We start from the raw sequence: 17042 nt of genomic DNA on the forward strand, positions 1-17042 counted from the left end.
CTGTCCCGGCGTCGGGGAAAACAGCCGGTGAACGCCGCTCAGTCAGCTGTGCTGACCAGCACCTTGCCGACCACCGAACGCTCCACCGCCCGATGCGCCGCCGCCGTGTCGGCCAGCGGGTGGTGGTGCAGCGGCAGGCCGGCCTCCGCGCCCACCCGTACGCCGCCCTGCGCCACCGCAGCCGCCACGTCGTTGACCGCCTGCGCCTTCGCCGCCGTCGGGGCCGTGTAGACCAGCACGAACTGCCAGCGGGCGTTCGGCACCATCAGCGGCCGGATCGGCAGGGTCACCTCGTCCCCGCCGTCGTCGGCGTAGACGCAGACCGCCCCGCCCCGGCGCAGCACCTGCACGTCGGCCGCCGCGTTCCGCGCCGCCGAGACCTCGACGATCGTGTGCACCCCGCCGGGGGCGATCTTGCGGACCTCCTCGACGACGTCCTGCTCGCGGTAGTTGATCACGAAGGAGGCGCCGGCCGCCGCCGCGAGGTTCGCCTTCTCCGCGCTGCTCACGGTGGTGATCACCGTCGCGTCGGCCCACCGGGCGAGCTGGATCGCGGCGTTGCCGACCGCGCCCGCCCCGCCCTGCACCAGCACCGTGTGGTCGGCCAGCGCGCCGGCGTGCAGCCCGTCGGGCACGAACTCCCCGGCCGTCAGGCAGCGGTGCGCGGTGAGGAACGGGATGCCCAGGCACGCCCCGACGTCGAAGGAGGCGCCGCCGAGCGGGACCGCCTGCCGGACCGGCACCACCGTGTACTCCGCAGCGGTGCCCCAGGGCCGCTGCCAGGCGGCCTCCCAGACCCACACCCGCTCGCCGATCAGGTTCCGGTCGACGCCCGCGCCGACCGCCTCCACCACCCCGGCACCGTCCTGCCCCGGAATCTGCCAGCCCGCCGGCGGCCCCTGCCGGCGGGACTTCCAGTCGGTCGGGTTGACCCCGGAGACGGCCACCCGGACCAGAACCTCACCGGCCCCCGGCTCGGGCACCGGCCGGTCGACCAGGCGTAGCACCGAGGCGTCACCGCCGGTCTCGTACACGATCGCCCTCATCGTCGCCCCCTTCAGGTCGGACGTGCGTTCCGCCGTACCCCGGTGGGCCCTGATCATTCCGGTCCGGCCCGGCGGGACCGCCCCGGCTGCCGGAACGTCCCCACCGACCGGGATCGCTCAGTCGAGGGCGGCGACGACCTCCGGGGTCAGGTCGCCCACCGTCGGCAACACCACGGCCGCGAGCCGCTCGGCGTCCGGATCCAACGGGTACGCCCCGTGCGGCACCGCCACCACCCGCATCCCGGCGGCGGCGGCCGACCGCACCCCGTTGGAGGAGTCCTCCACCGCGACGCAGCGGGCCGGGTCGACGCCGAGCCGCCCGGCGACGGCCAGGTACACGTCGGGGGCGGGCTTGCCGTGCGCGGTCTCCTCGGTCGAGAGCGTCGCCCCGAACGCGTCGGTCAGGCCCGTCGCGTCCAGCGCCGCCGCGATCAGCCGGGTCGGCGAGGAACTGGCCAGCCCCAACGGCCACCGCGCCGCCAACCGGCGCACCACCTGGCCCGCCCCGTCGATCACCGGTACGCGCTCCGCGTACCGCCGGGTCATCTCGTCGACCACCTCGGCGGCGACCTGCTCGGCCGTCCGGTCGACGCCCAGCTCGCCGCTGAGGTACCGGGCCCACTCGCCGGTGCTCATCCCCATCAGCCGGCGCTGGGTGTCCGGCTGCCAACTGCCGCCGTGCGTCGCCACGTAGGCCCGGCGGACCTCCTCCCAGACCGGCTCGGAGTCCACGATCACGCCGTCCAGGTCGAAAACCACCGCATCAGCCACGCCCCCATCCTGCCCGAGCCGGGGCGGCCCCGCGACGGACAGGTTCCCGGCCCGAGCCGGCGCGGCCCCGCCACGGCAGGCGGCCGGAGACCTGGCAGGCGGCCGGAGACTTGGCAGACCCGGCGGTGGCGGGCCCGAGCCGGGGTGGCGCGCCGGGCTCAGGCCGGCAGCGGGGGCAGGCCGATCGGGCTGCCGGGCGGGATCACCGTGTGACCGGCGCGGGCGATCGGGTCGAGCAGCTCCCGCAGCCGGTCCGCGCCGGCCGTGCCGAGCGCTTGCCACGGGTGGGTGGCCGCCAGGTCGGTGGCGTCCTCGACGGCCTGGAACGCGGCCCGGCCGTGCCCGGTCGGCTCGCCGTCGGGCGTCAACCAGTTCCGCTCGACGAGCCGGCCGGCCGCAGCCCGCCACTGCTCCTCGGACCAGCCCCGGCCCAGCAGGTTCACCGGTGCCATGCCGTCCGCCACCTTCCAGGCCAGCGTCTCCACCGGGTCCAGGCCCGCCGCGACCAGCGCGGCGACGTGCCCGTCGCCCCGGTGTTCGCGCAGGGTGGTGGCCGCCTGCCAGAGCCGGGCCAGCGGGTACTCGGCGGCCGGCAGGGCGGCGTTCGCGGCCCCCAGCACCCGGCCGGCGGGCTGCGCTGCGCGGGCGGCCGTCTCCAGCAGCCCGGCGGTCTCGGCGAGGTGCCCCTCCGGCAGCTCGTACGTCAGCTCGGCCAGCGCCTGCACCGCACCGGTGAGCCGGGCCCGCAGCGCCTCCTCCGGGGTGACCAGCCGCCACACCGCCGGCAGCGCCCGGGTCACCATGTGCGGGGCGAAGCTGAAGAACGCCGCGACGATCGGGGCCGCCTCGGTGGCGCCCAACGGGGCGGACCGGCCGGCGAAGTAGCCCCGCCAGTAGCCGCGCAGCCCGACCGCCTCGTAGGCGGCACGGGCGCGCGGATGGAAGTAGGTGACCGCGTGCACCGGCTCGAAGTGCGTCCACATCAGCCGGGCGAGCCCCGGGTCGTCCAGCGCCGCCACGTGCACCTCCGCGTCGGATCGGGAAACACCGTGGCGCGGCCGGAACCGCCCACGGTGACCCCGAACCTACTGGTCGTGGGCGACCGGAAGGAAGACCGCTGTGAACTACCGCATGACCGTGCGGGCTACTGCGCGGCGAGCACGTCGACGACGAACCGCAGCGGGCCGGCCGGCCGGCCACCCGAGGCGTCGTTGCCGTACGCCAGCTCGGCGGGGAGGTCGAGCTGCACCCGGCTGCCCACGTTCACCCCGACCAGGCCCTGGTCCCAGCCCTTGATGACCTGACCGACGCCGATCGCGAAGGTGGCCGGCTGGCCGGTCTTCCAGGACGCGTCGAACTCCTTGCCGTCCTTGTAGAACACGCCCACGTAGTTGGTGGTGATCTGCTGGCCGGACTTGACCGCCGGGCCCTTGCCCTTGATCAACGTGGTCAAGACGAGCTTCTTCAGCTCGCCCTTGCCCGCCTCGACCTTCGGCTTGGTGGCCAGCGCCGGGTCCATCCCCTCGGGGAGCTGCGGGGCGGGCGGCGCGGTGGGCCCGGCCGACGGGGCGCTGGCCCCGGCCGACGGGGCGGACGCGAAATCGTCCGCCGCGTCGTCGTCGCCCTGGTTCACGACGACGAAGACCCCGACCAGGACCGCCACGACGGCGAGGCCGGAGAGCGCACCGAGGATGGACTGCCGGCGGCGCTTCGCCTCGGCGGCCTTCTTCGCCGCCAACTGGAGGCCCAGTCGCCGCTCCGCCTTGCCGCCCGGGCCCTGGCCCGCCGACCGGTTCTGCACACGCTCGCTCACGTCGACTCCCTGATCAAGAGGTGGGGGCCCGGCGGCCGCTGCCGAGGCCAGCGCACACGGTACCCGCCCTGCTCCCCTCGGTGCTGCCTCGGCCGGTGCCCGTCCCGCCCTGCCGTCCCGTTTACGCCCGCCGCGCCCGGCCGTCCGGTCGCTGCCCTTTGGCCAGGGTTGCCCGATGTGGGGCTCCCGACGGGGGTAGTTTCACGACCATGGCGATCCTCACCGAAGCAGACCTGGCCCTGCTGGCCGAACCGCAGCTCGCCCACGTGGCCACCATCGAGCCGGACGGCACCCCGCACGTGACGCCCGTGTGGGTGGACACCGACGGCCAGCACATCGTGTTCAACACAGCCAAGGGGCGGCAGAAGTACAACAACATTGAGCGCAACCCGATGGTCGCGGTCTCCGTCGTCGACAAGGCCGACGACTTCCGCACCCTGTGGGTGAAGGGCACCACCGAACTGGTCGAGGAGGGCGCCGACGAGCACATCGACCGGATGGCGCAGAAGTACCTCGGGCAGGACACCTACCCGTTTCGGCAGCCCGGCGAGAAGCGGGTGATCGTCCGGGTCACCCCCACCCAGAAGCTCGGCCGCGGCTGACGCGCGCGGCGGGGGCTCAACGGTCGACGGGGCCCCGCCGCACCACTAGGCGGTCTTGCGGGGAGCCTTCTTCGGGGCGGCCTTCCTGGCCGGGGCCTTCTTCGCGGCGTCGGGCTCCGCAGCCTTCTTCGTGGCCGCCTTCTTCGTACCCCCGGCCTTCTTCTCGGCCGTCTTCTTCTCGGCGGTCTTCTTCGCCGGGGCCTTGGCCGCCTTCTGCGCCGACCGGGCCGAGGTGATCGGGGTCGGCTCCCCGGCACCGGCCGCCGGCTGCTCGCCGCGCGCCGCCCGGGCCCGCTCCACCGACGCCTTCAGCGCGGCCATCAGGTCCACCGCCGCGGCCGGGGCCTCCTCGACCTCCTCCGGCTGGACGACCTCCCGGCCCTGCACCTTCGCGTCGATGACCTCCTGCAACGCCGCCCGGTAGTCGTCGGTGAAGACGTCCGGCTCGAACTCGCCGGCCATCGAGTCGATCAGCGAGCTGGCCATCGCCAGCTCCGGGGGCCGCACCTTCAGGTCCTCACCCAGGAAACCGAAATCCGGGGTGCGCACCTCGTCCGGCCAGAGCATCGTGTTGAGCAGCAGCACCCCCTCCCGGACCCGCAGGGTGGCGAGCTGCTCCCGCTGGCGCAGCGCCACCTTCACGATCGCCACCCGCTCCGAGTCGGCGAGCGCGTCGCGCAACAGCACGTACGGCTTCGTGGCCGCGCCCTCCGGCTCCAGGAAGTACGCCTTGTTGTAGAGGATCGGGTCGACCTGCTCCGCCGGAACGAACTCCAGCACGTCGATGGCGCGCGAGGTGGTCAGCGGCAGGTCGGCGAAGTCGGAGTCGGTCAGGATCACCATCTCGCCACCGCCGATGTCATACCCCTTGGCGATGTCGTCGTAGGTGACCTCCTCACCGCAGACGGAGCAGGTGCGTTTGTAGCGGATGCGCCCGCCGTCCTCCCGGTGCACCTGGTGGAAGCGGATATCTTTCTCCTCGGTGGCCGAATAGAGCTTCACCGCGATCGAGACCAGCCCGAACGAGACCGCCCCCTTCCAGATCGCCCGCATACCCCACTCCTCTCCCCGGTTCAGCTCAGGATCCCAAAGGATCGAAGCGGGCGCGAGCACTTCGATTGCCCTACTACAGTCGAGAAATGCCCGGCGCGCCGTTGAAGCCGATGCTCGCGATGACCGGCCCACTGCCCGCCGGCGCCGACTGGGCGTACGAGTTCAAGTGGGACGGCGTACGCGCGCTGGCCGACATCACCACCGGCCGACAACACCTGTACGCCCGCTCCGGCGCGGAGATCACCACCGCGTACCCGGAGCTGATCACCCTCGGCGAGCAGGTCGACGACGCGCTGCTCGACGGCGAGGTGGTGCTGCTCAACCAGGCCGGCCAGCCCTCGTTCACCGCCCTGGCCGAGCGGATGCACGTGCGGGACGCGGCGAAGGCGGCCCGGCTCGCGGCGACCGTGCCGGTGACGTACATGATCTTCGACCTGCTCCGGCTGCGCGGCGCGGACCTGACCGGCCGGCCGTGGCGGCAGCGGCGGGAACTGCTGGACGGGCTCGGCCTCGGCGCCGCCCGGTGGGCGGTGCCGCCCACCTTCACCGACGGCCCGGCCACCTACGAGGCGGCCGGCGAGCACGGCCTCGAAGGGGTGATGGCCAAGCGGGCCGGCTCGGCCTACCGGCCCGGGGTCCGCTCCCCGGACTGGGTGAAGGTCAAGCTGGAGGTGACCGGCGACTTCGTGGTGGGCGGCTGGCGACCCGGCGCACGCAAGATCGGTGGGCTGCTGATCGGGGTGCCCGGCCCCGACGGCCGGCTCGTCTACCGGGGGCGCGTCGGCGGCGGCATCGGCGCGGCCATCGAACGGGAACTGCTGCGCGAGCTGGAGCCGCTGCGCACCGGGGAGTCGCCGTTTTCCGGGGACGTGCCGCGCGAGGACGCCCGGGCCGCCATCTGGGTACGGCCCGCGGTGGTGGTCGAGGTGAAGTACGGTCAGCGCACCCCGGACGGCCGGCTGCGCTTCCCCCGCGTGCTGCGGCTCCGCCCGGACAAGCCGCTGCAGGAGGTGGACGATGCCGGGTGACCGGTTCCGCGTCGACGTGCAGGGGCGCTCGCTGGAGCTGTCCAACCTGGACAAGGTGCTCTACCCGGCGGCAGGCTTCACCAAGGGCGAGGTGATCGACTACTACACCCGGATCGCCCCGGTGCTCCTGCCCCACCTGGCCGACCGGGCGCTCACCCGGATCCGGTACCCGAACGGCGTCGACGACAAGAGCTTCTTCGAGAAGAACGCCCCGGCCGCCACCCCCGACTGGGTGCACACTGAGACGCTGCCCGTCCCCGGGTCGAGCAAGGGCCGGGAGACCATCGACTACGTGGTGGCCGACGACCTGCCGACCCTCGTCTGGCTGGCCAACCTCGCCGCCCTGGAGCTGCACACGCCGCAGTGGAGGATCGGCGCACACCCGGACACGATGGTCGTCGACCTGGATCCGGGGTCGCCGGCCGGGCTGCGGGAGTGCTGCGAGGTGGCGCTGCTGCTGCGCGACCGGCTGGCTCTTGACGGGGTGGAGTCGTACCCGAAGACGTCCGGGAAGAAGGGCATGCAGTTGTGCTGCCCGATCGCGGGCACCCAGTCCTCGGATCTCGTGTCCGACTACGCGAAGCGGATCGCCCAGGAGTTGGAGAAGGAACACCCGAAGCTGGTCGTGTCGCGGATGGCGAAGAACCTGCGCCCTGGGAAGGTCTTCATCGACTGGAGCCAGAACAACGCCGCCAAGACGACGGTGTCGCCGTACTCGCTGCGGGCCCAGTCCGTGCCGGCGGTGTCGACGCCGCTGACCTGGGACGAGGTGGCGGCGGGCGCTGCCGGCAAGCGGCCGGCGGCTAAGCCGTACACGGCGACCGAGGTGCTGAAGCGGGTGGAGAAGCAGGGCGACCTGCTCGCCCCGCTGCTCGACGGCGGCCCCAAGCTGCCCGCCGGCTGACGCGCCGGTCGAGTTCGCGTTGTCGACGGAGGACCGTCGTACCCTCACCTGGTGCTGCTCACATAGACGTACGGCGTGGGCGGCCGGGGTCCCCTGACCGTGACCAGGCATCAGCCGGGCTCGTGGCGCAGCCGCCAGAACGCGCCGCCGAGCAGGGCGAGCGTGAGCACGCTGACGATGACGTCGCTGGTGAGCGCTTCCGCCGGTGACGCCGGCGCGTAGCTCGGGGCGAGGTACGCGAACGCGGCGGCGTTCACCAGGCCCGCGCCCCACGCGGCGAGGACGTGCCGTTGCCCCCACCCGGCGCGCCGGGACAAGACCACGACCGCCGTCACCACCACCGCCATGGCCGCTGACCGGGCCGCGACGCCGAGCCAGCCGTTGGGGAGGGTCGCGCCGAGGTGGGCGGCGAGCACCAACGCCCCCACCAGGGCCGGGTGCGGGACGCGGGCGACCGCCGGCTGCGGGGAGCCGGCGGCCACCGGCCACGCGGTACGGGGGACTTCCGGCTGCGGGTCTGCTGCCGGTGCCGGCCGCCGGTTGCGTTGCCAGCGGGGCAGCAGAGCCGCACCGACGAGGGCGAGCGCCGTCAGGGCCGCGACGGACAGTTGGACGGGGTCAGCGAGGAACCCCTTGCGACCGCCGTCGTCGGAGAAGATCAAAAGGCTGTTGAGCAGGTACAGGACGCCGACGGCGGCCAGGCCGGGGCGGCCCAGCCAGGGCCGGGTGCGGCGCTGCGGGGGCAGGAACGACTCCACGATCACGATTGGCGCGCAAACGCTCAGCGCGATGTGGTTGCCGACGTACTCCAATGCCTGCTGGACGCTGAACCCGAGCACCGGCACCAGGGTCTCCCGGGTGCCGGCGTCCAGGTCGGCGAACCCGGTGTCGTCGAGAAACCCGGGGTTGAACAGCGACTGATCCACCAGCCCGGCCTGGACCACGCCGAACGCGGCGGCGAGCAGGACGATCGCCGGCCAGCCGCCGCCGGTACGCCGGGCGATCTCCCGGATCAGCACGGCGGCACCGCCGTACAGCGGGCCGAGGAAGGCCAAGACGAGCGGGTAGTCGGTGACGGCGAAGCCGCCCCAGGAGCATTCGGCGACCCACGGGGCGAGCGCGAGCAGGGCGAGAACCGGCGCGAGCCTGCGCAAGCGACCGCGCGTCGGCTCGCGGGGGTCGTCGGCATCGGTACATGGCGCTGTCCCAACTTCCCTGCGGTGCGTCATTCCCCCACTCTTCAGGCGCGGTCGCCACGGGGTAACGGCCGTAGGTTGATGCAGGGGTATACCAAGGTCGATGCCCTCAATCGCCGGGTCGGGCTCGGTGATTGCCTGCGGCGTCGCCCCGTTTCTGCGGGCAGTTCCATCAGGCGGCGAAAGGCAGCCCTGGCCCCGCGTGCGTCGGGCAGGACCGAAGGGTTGCGGGTGGTTAGGGTGAGAACCGCCGTCAGACAGGAGGCCCGATGCCTGCCAGCCTGCCCGTCACCGTCGACATCACCGCGCCGGCCGCGCCGCAGAAGCGGGACTCGCCGCTGCTCACCTATCACGACGACGCCACCGGAGAGCGGATCGACCTGACCGCATCCGAGCTGGGCGAATGGGCGGCGCGGTCCGCCGGGCTGCTGCGCGAGGGGTGCGGTCTGGGTGCCGGCGACCGGGCGGCGGTGCTGCTGCCGCCCCACTGGCGTACCGCCGCCGTGGTGCTCGGTGCCTGGTCCATCGGCGTGGCGGTGTCGTTCCGGCCCCGGGCCACCGCCGGGCTGCCGGTGCTCGAACCGGGCGGCGACCGGCCGTACGACGCCGTGTTCGTGACTCCGGAGCGCCTGGACGACTGGTTGGAGGACGTGCCCGCCGGGACGCACCGGTATCTCGTCGGCACCGGGTTCGGCCCGCTCGCCGACGTGCCGGTGGGCTGGCTGGACTGGGACGCGGAGGTGCTGCGGCACACCGACGCCCCGCCCGACTACGCCGGCATCCGCCCGTCGCAGGCGGCCACCCCGGACGGCACCAGCTACGGGGCGTACGGGCGGGTGGCGGCGGAGGTCGCGCAGCAGCTCGACCTGCGCGCCGGCGACCGACTCCTGGTCGACACGGCCGAGCACGAGCAGCCGCTGAAGTGGCTGCTCGCGCCGCTGGCCGTCGGCGCGTCGGTGGTGCTCTGCGCCAACCTCGACCCGGCCCGGCTCGACGCCCGCATCGCCGCCGAGCACGTCACCCGGGTGCTCTGATGGCCGGGGTCTACACCGAGGCGAGCATGTCGCTGGACGGCTACATCGCCGGGCCGGGCGAGACGGGCTTCGACCAGCTCTTCCGGTGGTACGGCAACGGCGAGGTGGTCACGCCCAACGCCAAGCCGGAGCTGACGTTCCGCACCTCACCGGCGAGCGCCAACCACCTGCGGCGCACAATGGACGACACCGGTGCCCTGGTCGTCGGCCGGCGACTCTTCGACCTCGTCGACGGCTGGGACGGCCGACACCCCCTGGACACGCCCGTCGTGGTGGTCACCCACCGGGTGCCGGACGGCTGGCCCCGGCCGGACGCCCCGTTCGCCTTCGTCACCGACGGCATCGAGGCTGCCGTCGCGCGGGCCCGGGAGCTGGCCGGTGACCGCTGGGTCGGGGTCAACGGGGGCAGCATCGCCCGCCAGTGTCTCGACGCCGGGCTGCTGGACGAGATCCGGGTGAACCTGGTGCCGGTCCTCCTCGGCGGCGGGGTGCCGTTCTTCGCGCAGCTCGGGCGCGCGCCGGTCGAGCTGCGCGGGCCGACGGTCGTCGAGGGCGACGAGGTCACCCACCTCTACTACCGGGTCCGTCGGCCGTAGCCGTCCGGGTCAGCGTCGGCCCGGCCACCGGGCCCGCCGGGAGCAGGGCGACAGGTGTTCGGTGGGCAGCGCACACCGCCCGCCGCCGGGCAGCAACCGGTCGCAGAAGACCCAGTGTCGTACGTGCTGCTCGTCCTCGGCCGAGACGGTCACCCCGCCCGCCTCGACGCGGGCGCTGAGCCGGGCCAGCACCCGGGCGGCCGTACGGGCGAAGATCCGCGCCCGGGGCAGGTCGGGTGCGGTGATCGGCAGGTGAATCACCCAGCGGTCGGTCATCGGTACCGGTGCTTCCCGGACTGGCCGCCCTGCCACGCGTGCAGCGCCCGCCGGATGCGTACGTTCTCCTCCCGCACGGCGACCAGGGCGGTCTGCGCGACGGCCAGTTCGTCGGCGACCTCGTGCAGGAAGGTGCGGATCTCGAACGGGTCGAGCCCGTGCCGGCGGACGGTGAACCGCCGGTCGCGGATCTGCGCGGGACGCAGCGGCCCTCTCGGTGTCGATGGTCGGCTGGTCAGCCGACGGATCAGGTTGCGCACGGGGGACCGCCCTTCGTCGGTTTCACGTCGAAGTGGAGGGGCGGCCCCCGCCGGTCCGAGCCGGCGGAGGCCGCCCTGCCCGGCCGCCGCAGCCACGAACGGCAGTACGGCGGCAGGGCCGCGCCGGGGGAGTGGCGCGGGGTGGGGCCTTCCTTGCAGCGGTGATGCGAGACCGGTACGAGAGGCGCCAACCGATTGCAGCGGCATCTCATCACCGAAAGCGACGGTATTGCTACTGACCTACCTATGTCAAGCAGGTCTCTGAGTCATCTACCCACCTACGTCATCACCGCTACGTGTGTTGCCTGTGCCGCCGCCGTTGATCGATACTGGGCGGGCCAACCGACTGCAAGGGGCCTGACGTGCCTATCCCGCCCACGATGGACGAGCTGCTCGACGATCTCCTGAAGAAGATCAAGAACGGGACCTATCCGCCTGGGTCTCAGCTTCCTTCCGGGCGGGATCTGGCGGACGCGTATGACGTCTCGCAGTCCACGATCAGCCGCGCGGTGGCGACGCTGCGGGACCAAGGTGTGCTGGTCGGCCGCCCGGGTCGCGGCGTCTTCGTCGCGGAGTCCGCCCAACCCTGACCAGCCTTGCCGCTGACCTATGCTCAGCACATGGCGTGGTGGCAGGTCAGATGCGGCAGTTGATGCTTGGTGAGATGCTCTCGTCGCTGACCGCGATTCCGGTGGAGTCGGTCGAGCATGGCGAGGTCTTCACCCGCCGCTGGGTAGTCGATCTGGTCCTTGACCTGGCCGGCTACACCGCTGACCGTGATCTCGCCGCGTCCGTGGCGGTCGAGCCCGCCTGTGGGGGCGGTGCGTTCCTGGCCTCGATGGCAGCCCGCATCAGCGCCTCCTGCCGCAAGCACGACCGGCCCCTTCTCGACGCCAAGCACGCCCTGCGTGCCTTCGACCTGCTTACGCCCAACGTCCTGGCCAGTAGGCGCCTGGTTCAGGGCGTTCTCCTAGAGGAGGGGTGGTCCCTCGCTGAGGCGCGGGAGGTGGCCACGGCGTGGGTGCGGCAGTGCGACTACCTCCTCGACGTGGAGCTTGACGAGGGCGTCGACTTCGTGATGGGCAATCCCCCGTACGTGAGGCTGGAAGACGTGCCGGCGGATCGGATGCTGGCGTACCGCGCCGCCTGCCCCACCATGACCGGCCGGTCCGACCTCTACGTCGGCTTCTACGAACGCGGGCTTCGGTCCCTGAAGCCCGGGGGTGTACTCGCCTTCATCTGCGCCGATCGCTGGATGCGTAACCAGTACGGCCGGCATCTGCGGGAGCTTGTCACCGCCGGATTCAGCGTCGAAGTCTTGGTGGAGATGCACGACGTTGATGCTTTCGAGGAGCAGGTTGCCGCCTACCCGGCCGTCACCGTGTTGCGCCGCGCGCACCAGGGCACCGCTGTGGTGGTGGAGACTCGACGGCCGTTCGGGCCGCAGGACGCGCCGGAGATTCTGGAGTGGGTCGCCGACCCGGACGCCGCAGCCAGGGCGAACAATCGATACGAGGTAGCCAGCCTTCCTCACTGGTTCAGTGGTAGCGACTCCTGGCCGTGTGGATCGCCCTCACGGCTAGCCCTGATAGAGACGCTCAACGAGCGGTTTCCTGCGCTGGAGGACCGAGCGACCGGCACCCGGGTCGGCATTGGCGTCGCGACGGGTGCCGACAGTGTCTTCATCACCACGAAGGCGGACGTTGAACCGCGGCGGCTGCTGCCGTTGTCGATGGTTCGTGACACGACTTCGGGCACGCTGTCCTGGTCGGGCCACTACCTCGTCAATCCTTGGGATGCTGACGGGCAACTTGTGGACCTGGAGGCACTGCCGCGTCTGCGGGCGTACTACCAGCGGCACGCTGCAGCCCTGAAGCGTCGGCACGTCGCCGGGAAGCGACCCGCGCACTGGTACCGGACGATCGACAAGGTGGATCAATCCCTAGTCGAACGCCCGAAACTGTTGTTTCCGGACATGAAGACGACGATTCATCCGGTCCTGGATGAGGGCAGCTACTACCCACATCACAACCTGTACTACATCGTGTCGGACGAGTGGGATCTCCGAGTCCTGGGTGGGCTTCTGCTTTCCCGTGTGGCGCAGGCCTTTGTGGAGGCCTATGCCGTTAGAATGCGTGGCGGCACCCTTCGCTTCCAAGCCCAGTACCTGCGTCGAATCCGAGTACCCAAGCCTGAGGCCATCTCGGCTACAGATCGAACCGCGCTCGCGGCCGCATTCGACCGACGGGATTCACGGGCGGCAACGGAGGTCGCTTTGCGCGTGTACGGGATCGAGGAGCCGGGAGATCTGATCGATGGACCAGCAGGCGTTCGAGGCGGCAATCCGTAGCTCCTGGGTAGTTCGCGAGTCGCAGGCCGCGAAGAAGTTGCTGTCCGGGAAGACCGACACCGGAGGACGTGGCGCGGTCACCGGAGGAGCTCATCTTGACGCGCTGGTCACATTGCTGGCGAGCGTCTTCAGGGATGCCGGCTTCCCGGCCGACGCTATTCGATTCAGGTCGGGCATTGAGCTACCGGGCTACTTCCGGCCGGCAAAGCAGTGGGACCTGGTCGTGCTTCAGGGCGAGGAACTGGTTGCGGCCATCGAGCTCAAGTCACAGGTCGGCCCGTCCTTCGGCAACAACTTCAACAACCGGAGCGAAGAGGCGATCGGTAGCGCTGTCGACCTGTGGCGTGCGTACGAGCACGGCTTGCTGGGCCGGCTGCGGCCGTGGCTCGGATACGTCCTCCTCGTTGAGGAGGCGACGAAGTCGACCCGTAAGGGAAGGCCGCGGAGCGGCACGCTGTCGATTGACGCGGTTTTTTCAAACACTTCCTATTTAGATCGCTACGGCATTCTTTGTAAGCGCCTGATGACCTCCGGGTTGTACGACGCCACCTGCCTGGTCACGTCGTCCCGCGAGCCGGAGGCGCCGATCCGTCAGCCCGACCCGGAGATCGGATTCGCCGCCTTCGTCGGTGCCATCACAGCCCGCATCGAACAGATCGGCGTCCTGCCACCGAGGTCCAACTAGCCGAGCGAGGGTAGCGACGGCCTAAACACGTCGTCGGCGTCCACAATCGTTTAGGCGTTCCCTTGCTCCGTCAGGAACCGCTGCTGGCGCGCCGCGGCCCTCGTTGTGTGTCGGCGAGCCAAACGCCCTCCCCGGCGAGCGCCGGCGCGGCCTGCTCGGCCTCGGGGGAGACGGTGCACTCACGCCAGGCGGCGACCGGCGAGCCGGCCGCGCTGTGGTCAGTCCCCGCTGACGCGGAACTCGTTGCCGTCCGGGTCGGCCAGCTCGACGGCACCGTCCGCACCGCCCCCAAAGTGAGCGGCTCCGAGAGAGACCAGCCGGTCGACCTCCGCCTGCTGGTCGCCGTGAGGCGGCGCGAGGTCGAAGCGCTGCGGGCTCCTCCCCGTCTTCGGGGTCACGGGCGGGCCTCCCCACGCGACCTTGGTGCCGCCGTGCGGTGACTGGATCGCGGTCTCCTGGTCCTGGTCCCACACCAGCGGCCAGCCCAGTGCCGCGCTCCAGAAGAGGCCGACCTCCCGGGTGCCGTCGCAGGCGAGTTCGCCGAGCAGGCCGCACCCGGCGAGGAAGTTGTTGCCGGGCTCGATGACGCAGAATTCGTTGCCCTCGGGGTCGGCCAGGACGACGTGCCCCTCCTCGGGGCGCTGCCCGACGTCGAGGTGGCTGCCGCCGAGCCCCAGCACCGTGGCCACCTTGTGCTGCTGGTCGGCGAGGCTGGTGCTGGTCAGGTGAAGGTGCAGGCGGCGGTTCGGCTCCACCGCCTGCGCGCGGCCCGGGACGAACCGGAGGCTGACCTGTCCGTCCTCGCCGGGCAGGAGCAGCCCATCTGCGTCCTCGATGGCCTCCCGGCCGAGCACGTCGGCCCAGAACCGCGCCAGGCGGGCGGCGTCGTGCGCATCGCAGGTCACCGTCAGCCGTGGCGAGATCATCAGCTCACGGTAGGCGCGAGCCGGCGGGGCAACAAGGCAATAAGCCGGCAGCCCCGCCGGGCGGGGCGGGCGTCAGCACGGCGACCGGATGTGCCCCCGGATGCCGTCGAGCAGGTACGTCAGGCCGTGGTCGAAGGTCTCGTCCCAGTCCCGGTCGTCCAGGTGGCCGTGCTCGACCAGGGTGGGATAGGTGTCCCGCTGGCCGGCGAGGTGTTCCCGGGCGGCGTGCCGGGCCTCGGGGTCGTCGAGTTGCTGCCAGGTGGCGTGGGTGAGTGCCGCGCCGATCACGTAGTTGGCCAGCGCGTGCGTCGCCGCGCCGAGGTGCGGCTCGACCAGGCCGCCCCGGCGCAGGGCCGCCTGGAGGTGCTCGGTGCGGGTGAGCACGTTCGGCCCGAGCAGTGGCCGCCCGATCAGCGCCGCCGACCAGGGGTGGCGCACCATCGCCGCCCGCCAGCCCGTCAGCAGGGCGCGGACGTCGTCGGCCCAGTCGCCGGCGTCGGCGGGCAGCCGGACCTCGCCGAAGATCTGGTCGAGGGCCAGGTCCACAACGTCCTCCTTGGCGCTGACGTGCCAGTAGAGCGTCGTCGGCCCGGCGTCCAGGCGTTGCGCCAGGCGGCGCATGGTCAGGCCCTCCACGCCCTCGGCGTCGAGCAGCGCGACGGCCTCGGCGACGATCCGCTCTCGACTCAGCGGCGGTCCCGTGCGGGAGGTACGGCGGGGGCGTAACCACACTCCGGTCATGTTCGCAGTCTAGTATGGCGTTCGACCCTCTAGAACAACGTTCTAGAAGTGGATCATTGATCGAGTAGATCGGGGGTGACGGTGCCACACGTTGACGTCAACGACCTGACGTACCTGCTGCCGGACGGCCGGGCCCTGCTCACCGGCGTGTCGTTCCGGGTCGGCGACCGGGTCACCGCCGCCCTGGTGGGCCCGAACGGCGCAGGCAAGACCACCCTGCTCCGGCTGATCGCCGGTGAGCTGACCCCGACCGCCGGCGAGGTCACCAGCTTCGGCGGCCTCGGCGTGATGCCCCAGTTCATCGGCGACCCGGGCTCCCGCCGTACCGTCGGGGAACTGCTGCTCTCGGTCGCCCCGCGGCGGATCCAGGCCGCCACGGCCGAGCTGGCCCGCGCCGAGCGGGAGCTGGCCGCGTGTGACGACCAGGCCACCCAGATGGGGTACGCGCACGCGGTCACCGAGCACGTCGAGGCCGGCGGTTACGACCTGGAGGTCGTCTGGGACACGGTCACCACCGTGGCGCTCGGCCTGCCCTACCCGCGCGCCGCGCGGCGGGACGTCGGCACCCTCTCCGGCGGGGAACAGAAGCGGATGGTGCTGGAGACGCTGCTGCGCGGGCCGGACCAGATCCTGCTTCTCGATGAGCCGGACAACTACCTCGACGTGCCGGGCAAACAGTGGTTGGAGCGGCAACTCCTCGCCAGCACCAAGACGATCCTGCTGGTGTCGCACGACCGGCAGCTCATCGCCGCCGTCGCCGATCGGATCGTCACGGTCGAGGACCGCCAGGTCTGGGTGCACGGGGGCGGCTTCGCCGGCTACCCGGCGGCGCGGCGGGAGCGGGCGGAACGTCTCGACGAGCGACGCCGGCGCTGGGAGGAAGAACGCACGCGGCTCCGCCACCTGGTGCACACCACCCGCCAGGGCGCGGCCCGCAACGACGCGCTCGCATCGGCGTACCGCGCCGCGCAGACCCGGCTCGCCCGGTTCGAGGAGGCTGGCCCGCCGCTCCGGCCGCCACGGGAGCAGAACGTCCGGATGCGCCTGCGCGGCGGGCGCACCGGGCGGCAGGCGTTGAGCTGCGAGCGGCTGGAGCTGACCGGACTGATGCGGCCCTTCGACCTGGCGGTCTGGTACGGCGAGCGGGTCGCCGTGCTGGGTTCCAACGGATCCGGCAAGTCCCAGTTTCTCAAGCTCCTGGCTGAGGTCGGGGCCCCCGCAGGCGAGGACGCCCCGGCGGTCGCCCACACCGGCGTCGTGCGGCTCGGTGCCCGGGTGGTCCCCGGGCTGTTCGCCCAGACGCACGCCCGGCCGGACCTGCACGACCGCACGCCCGCCGAGATCGTGATGACCGACCACGCCCTGGTCCGCAACGACGCGATGGCCGCCCTAGCCCGGTACGAGATCGCGCCAGCCTGGAATCAGCCGTTCCAGACCCTCTCCGGTGGTCAGCAGGCCCGTCTCCAGATCCTGCTGCTGGAGCTGGCCGGGGCGACCCTGCTGCTGCTCGACGAGCCCACCGACAACCTCGACCTGGCCAGCGCCGACGCACTGCAACGCGGCCTGGAGGGGTTCGCCGGGACGGTCCTCGCCGTCACCCACGACCGCTGGTTCGCCGCCCACCTCGACCGCTACCTCGTCTTCGGCGCCGACGGTGTGGTCTACGAGAGCGACGAGCCGATCTGGGACGAGGGCACCGTCCGACGAGCCCGCTGACCGCCGGTGCCCGTATCTCCCGGACGCTCTGGCGGCCCTGTCGGA

General features: G+C 72.0%; 19 protein-coding genes. 9 read left to right on the forward strand and 10 right to left on the reverse strand.

Going from position 1 to position 17042, the window contains the following annotated elements; all coding sequences use genetic code 11:
* Nucleotides 1-38: 38 nt before the first annotated feature.
* From ACQPZO_RS02500 to ACQPZO_RS02515, 4 genes are all read right to left on the reverse strand, one after another.
* On the reverse strand, nt 39-1046 hold the full coding sequence (locus ACQPZO_RS02500) for an NADPH:quinone reductase (RefSeq protein ID WP_433346630.1): 1008 nt from the start codon (nt 1044-1046) through the stop codon (nt 39-41).
* Between the two features lie 117 nt (nt 1047-1163).
* Nucleotides 1164-1817, reverse strand: coding sequence for an HAD family hydrolase (locus tag ACQPZO_RS02505; RefSeq protein WP_433346631.1), 654 nt, complete (start codon nt 1815-1817; stop codon nt 1164-1166).
* A 158-nt stretch (nt 1818-1975) separates the two neighbouring features.
* Nucleotides 1976-2800 carry an SCO6745 family protein gene (locus tag ACQPZO_RS02510; RefSeq protein WP_433350745.1) on the reverse strand — a complete coding sequence of 275 codons (825 nt, stop codon included), beginning with the start codon at nt 2798-2800 and terminating at the stop codon, nt 1976-1978.
* A gap of 161 nt (nt 2801-2961) precedes the next feature.
* Nucleotides 2962-3630, reverse strand: coding sequence for an FKBP-type peptidyl-prolyl cis-trans isomerase (locus ACQPZO_RS02515; protein WP_433346633.1), 669 nt, complete (start codon nt 3628-3630; stop codon nt 2962-2964).
* Between the two features lie 209 nt (nt 3631-3839).
* Between ACQPZO_RS02515 and ACQPZO_RS02520 the strand changes: the two genes are divergently transcribed.
* Nucleotides 3840-4232: a PPOX class F420-dependent oxidoreductase gene (locus ACQPZO_RS02520; protein WP_433346635.1), complete on the forward strand. Its 393-nt coding sequence runs from the start codon at nt 3840-3842 to the stop codon at nt 4230-4232.
* A 45-nt stretch (nt 4233-4277) separates the two neighbouring features.
* On the opposite strand, the gene ACQPZO_RS02525 is transcribed toward ACQPZO_RS02520, so the two are convergent.
* Nucleotides 4278-5285, reverse strand: coding sequence for a Ku protein (locus ACQPZO_RS02525; RefSeq protein WP_433346637.1), 1008 nt, complete (start codon nt 5283-5285; stop codon nt 4278-4280).
* Between the two features lie 86 nt (nt 5286-5371).
* Here ACQPZO_RS02525 and ligD (ACQPZO_RS02530) point away from each other — a divergent pair, with 86 nt between their 5' ends.
* Together ligD (ACQPZO_RS02530) and ligD (ACQPZO_RS02535) are read left to right on the forward strand one after the other, a co-directional pair.
* Complete coding sequence (gene ligD / locus ACQPZO_RS02530) at nt 5372-6313, forward strand: non-homologous end-joining DNA ligase (RefSeq protein WP_433346639.1); 942 nt, start codon at nt 5372-5374, stop codon at nt 6311-6313.
* Complete coding sequence (gene ligD, locus ACQPZO_RS02535) at nt 6303-7217, forward strand: non-homologous end-joining DNA ligase (RefSeq protein ID WP_433346641.1); 915 nt, start codon at nt 6303-6305, stop codon at nt 7215-7217. Before ligD (ACQPZO_RS02530) ends, ligD (ACQPZO_RS02535) begins: the two co-directional genes overlap by 11 nt.
* A gap of 110 nt (nt 7218-7327) precedes the next feature.
* Here ligD (ACQPZO_RS02535) and ACQPZO_RS02540 read toward each other — a convergent pair whose 3' ends face one another.
* Nucleotides 7328-8371 carry a hypothetical protein gene (locus ACQPZO_RS02540; protein WP_433346643.1) on the reverse strand — a complete coding sequence of 348 codons (1044 nt, stop codon included), beginning with the start codon at nt 8369-8371 and terminating at the stop codon, nt 7328-7330.
* A gap of 311 nt (nt 8372-8682) precedes the next feature.
* Here ACQPZO_RS02540 and ACQPZO_RS02545 point away from each other — a divergent pair, with 311 nt between their 5' ends.
* Nucleotides 8683-9447 (forward strand): TIGR03089 family protein, encoded by a 765-nt coding sequence (locus ACQPZO_RS02545; protein ID WP_433346645.1) that lies wholly within the window; start codon nt 8683-8685, stop codon nt 9445-9447.
* The gene (locus ACQPZO_RS02550) at nt 9447-10043 is read left to right on the forward strand and encodes a dihydrofolate reductase family protein (RefSeq protein ID WP_433346647.1); all 597 of its coding nucleotides are present in this window, start codon (nt 9447-9449) and stop codon (nt 10041-10043) included. Before ACQPZO_RS02545 ends, ACQPZO_RS02550 begins: the two co-directional genes overlap by 1 nt.
* Before the next feature lie 9 nt (nt 10044-10052).
* Here the strand turns inward: ACQPZO_RS02550 and ACQPZO_RS02555 are convergent, their stop codons facing one another.
* The gene (locus tag ACQPZO_RS02555; protein WP_433346649.1) at nt 10053-10319 is read right to left on the reverse strand and encodes a hypothetical protein; all 267 of its coding nucleotides are present in this window, start codon (nt 10317-10319) and stop codon (nt 10053-10055) included.
* A complete protein-coding gene (locus tag ACQPZO_RS02560) occupies nt 10316-10579 on the reverse strand; it encodes a hypothetical protein (protein WP_433346651.1) in 264 nt (87 codons plus the stop codon). The genes ACQPZO_RS02555 and ACQPZO_RS02560 overlap by 4 nt, the downstream gene beginning before the upstream one ends.
* A 380-nt stretch (nt 10580-10959) precedes the next feature.
* Between ACQPZO_RS02560 and ACQPZO_RS02565 the strand changes: the two genes are divergently transcribed.
* From ACQPZO_RS02565 to ACQPZO_RS02575, 3 genes are all read left to right on the forward strand, one after another.
* Nucleotides 10960-11169 (forward strand): GntR family transcriptional regulator, encoded by a 210-nt coding sequence (locus ACQPZO_RS02565; RefSeq protein ID WP_433346653.1) that lies wholly within the window; start codon nt 10960-10962, stop codon nt 11167-11169.
* A 74-nt stretch (nt 11170-11243) separates the two neighbouring features.
* Nucleotides 11244-12929 (forward strand): Eco57I restriction-modification methylase domain-containing protein, encoded by a 1686-nt coding sequence (locus ACQPZO_RS02570; protein ID WP_433346655.1) that lies wholly within the window; start codon nt 11244-11246, stop codon nt 12927-12929.
* The gene (locus ACQPZO_RS02575) at nt 12895-13614 is read left to right on the forward strand and encodes a PaeR7I family type II restriction endonuclease (protein ID WP_433346657.1); all 720 of its coding nucleotides are present in this window, start codon (nt 12895-12897) and stop codon (nt 13612-13614) included. Before ACQPZO_RS02570 ends, ACQPZO_RS02575 begins: the two co-directional genes overlap by 35 nt.
* A 218-nt stretch (nt 13615-13832) precedes the next feature.
* Here the strand turns inward: ACQPZO_RS02575 and ACQPZO_RS02580 are convergent, their stop codons facing one another.
* Nucleotides 13833-14540 (reverse strand): VOC family protein, encoded by a 708-nt coding sequence (locus ACQPZO_RS02580; RefSeq protein WP_433346658.1) that lies wholly within the window; start codon nt 14538-14540, stop codon nt 13833-13835.
* A 72-nt stretch (nt 14541-14612) separates the two neighbouring features.
* Nucleotides 14613-15281, reverse strand: a complete 669-nt coding sequence (locus tag ACQPZO_RS02585) for a TetR/AcrR family transcriptional regulator (protein WP_433346660.1) — start codon at nt 15279-15281, stop codon at nt 14613-14615.
* An 81-nt stretch (nt 15282-15362) separates the two neighbouring features.
* Here ACQPZO_RS02585 and ACQPZO_RS02590 point away from each other — a divergent pair, with 81 nt between their 5' ends.
* A complete protein-coding gene (locus ACQPZO_RS02590) occupies nt 15363-16997 on the forward strand; it encodes an ABC-F family ATP-binding cassette domain-containing protein (protein WP_433350747.1) in 1635 nt (544 codons plus the stop codon).
* The last annotated feature ends 45 nt before the right edge of the window (nt 16998-17042 follow it).

Origin of the sequence: Micromonospora sp. CA-111912 (genome assembly GCF_050948415.1) — a bacterium.
Lineage (GTDB): Bacteria > Actinomycetota > Actinomycetes > Mycobacteriales > Micromonosporaceae > Micromonospora.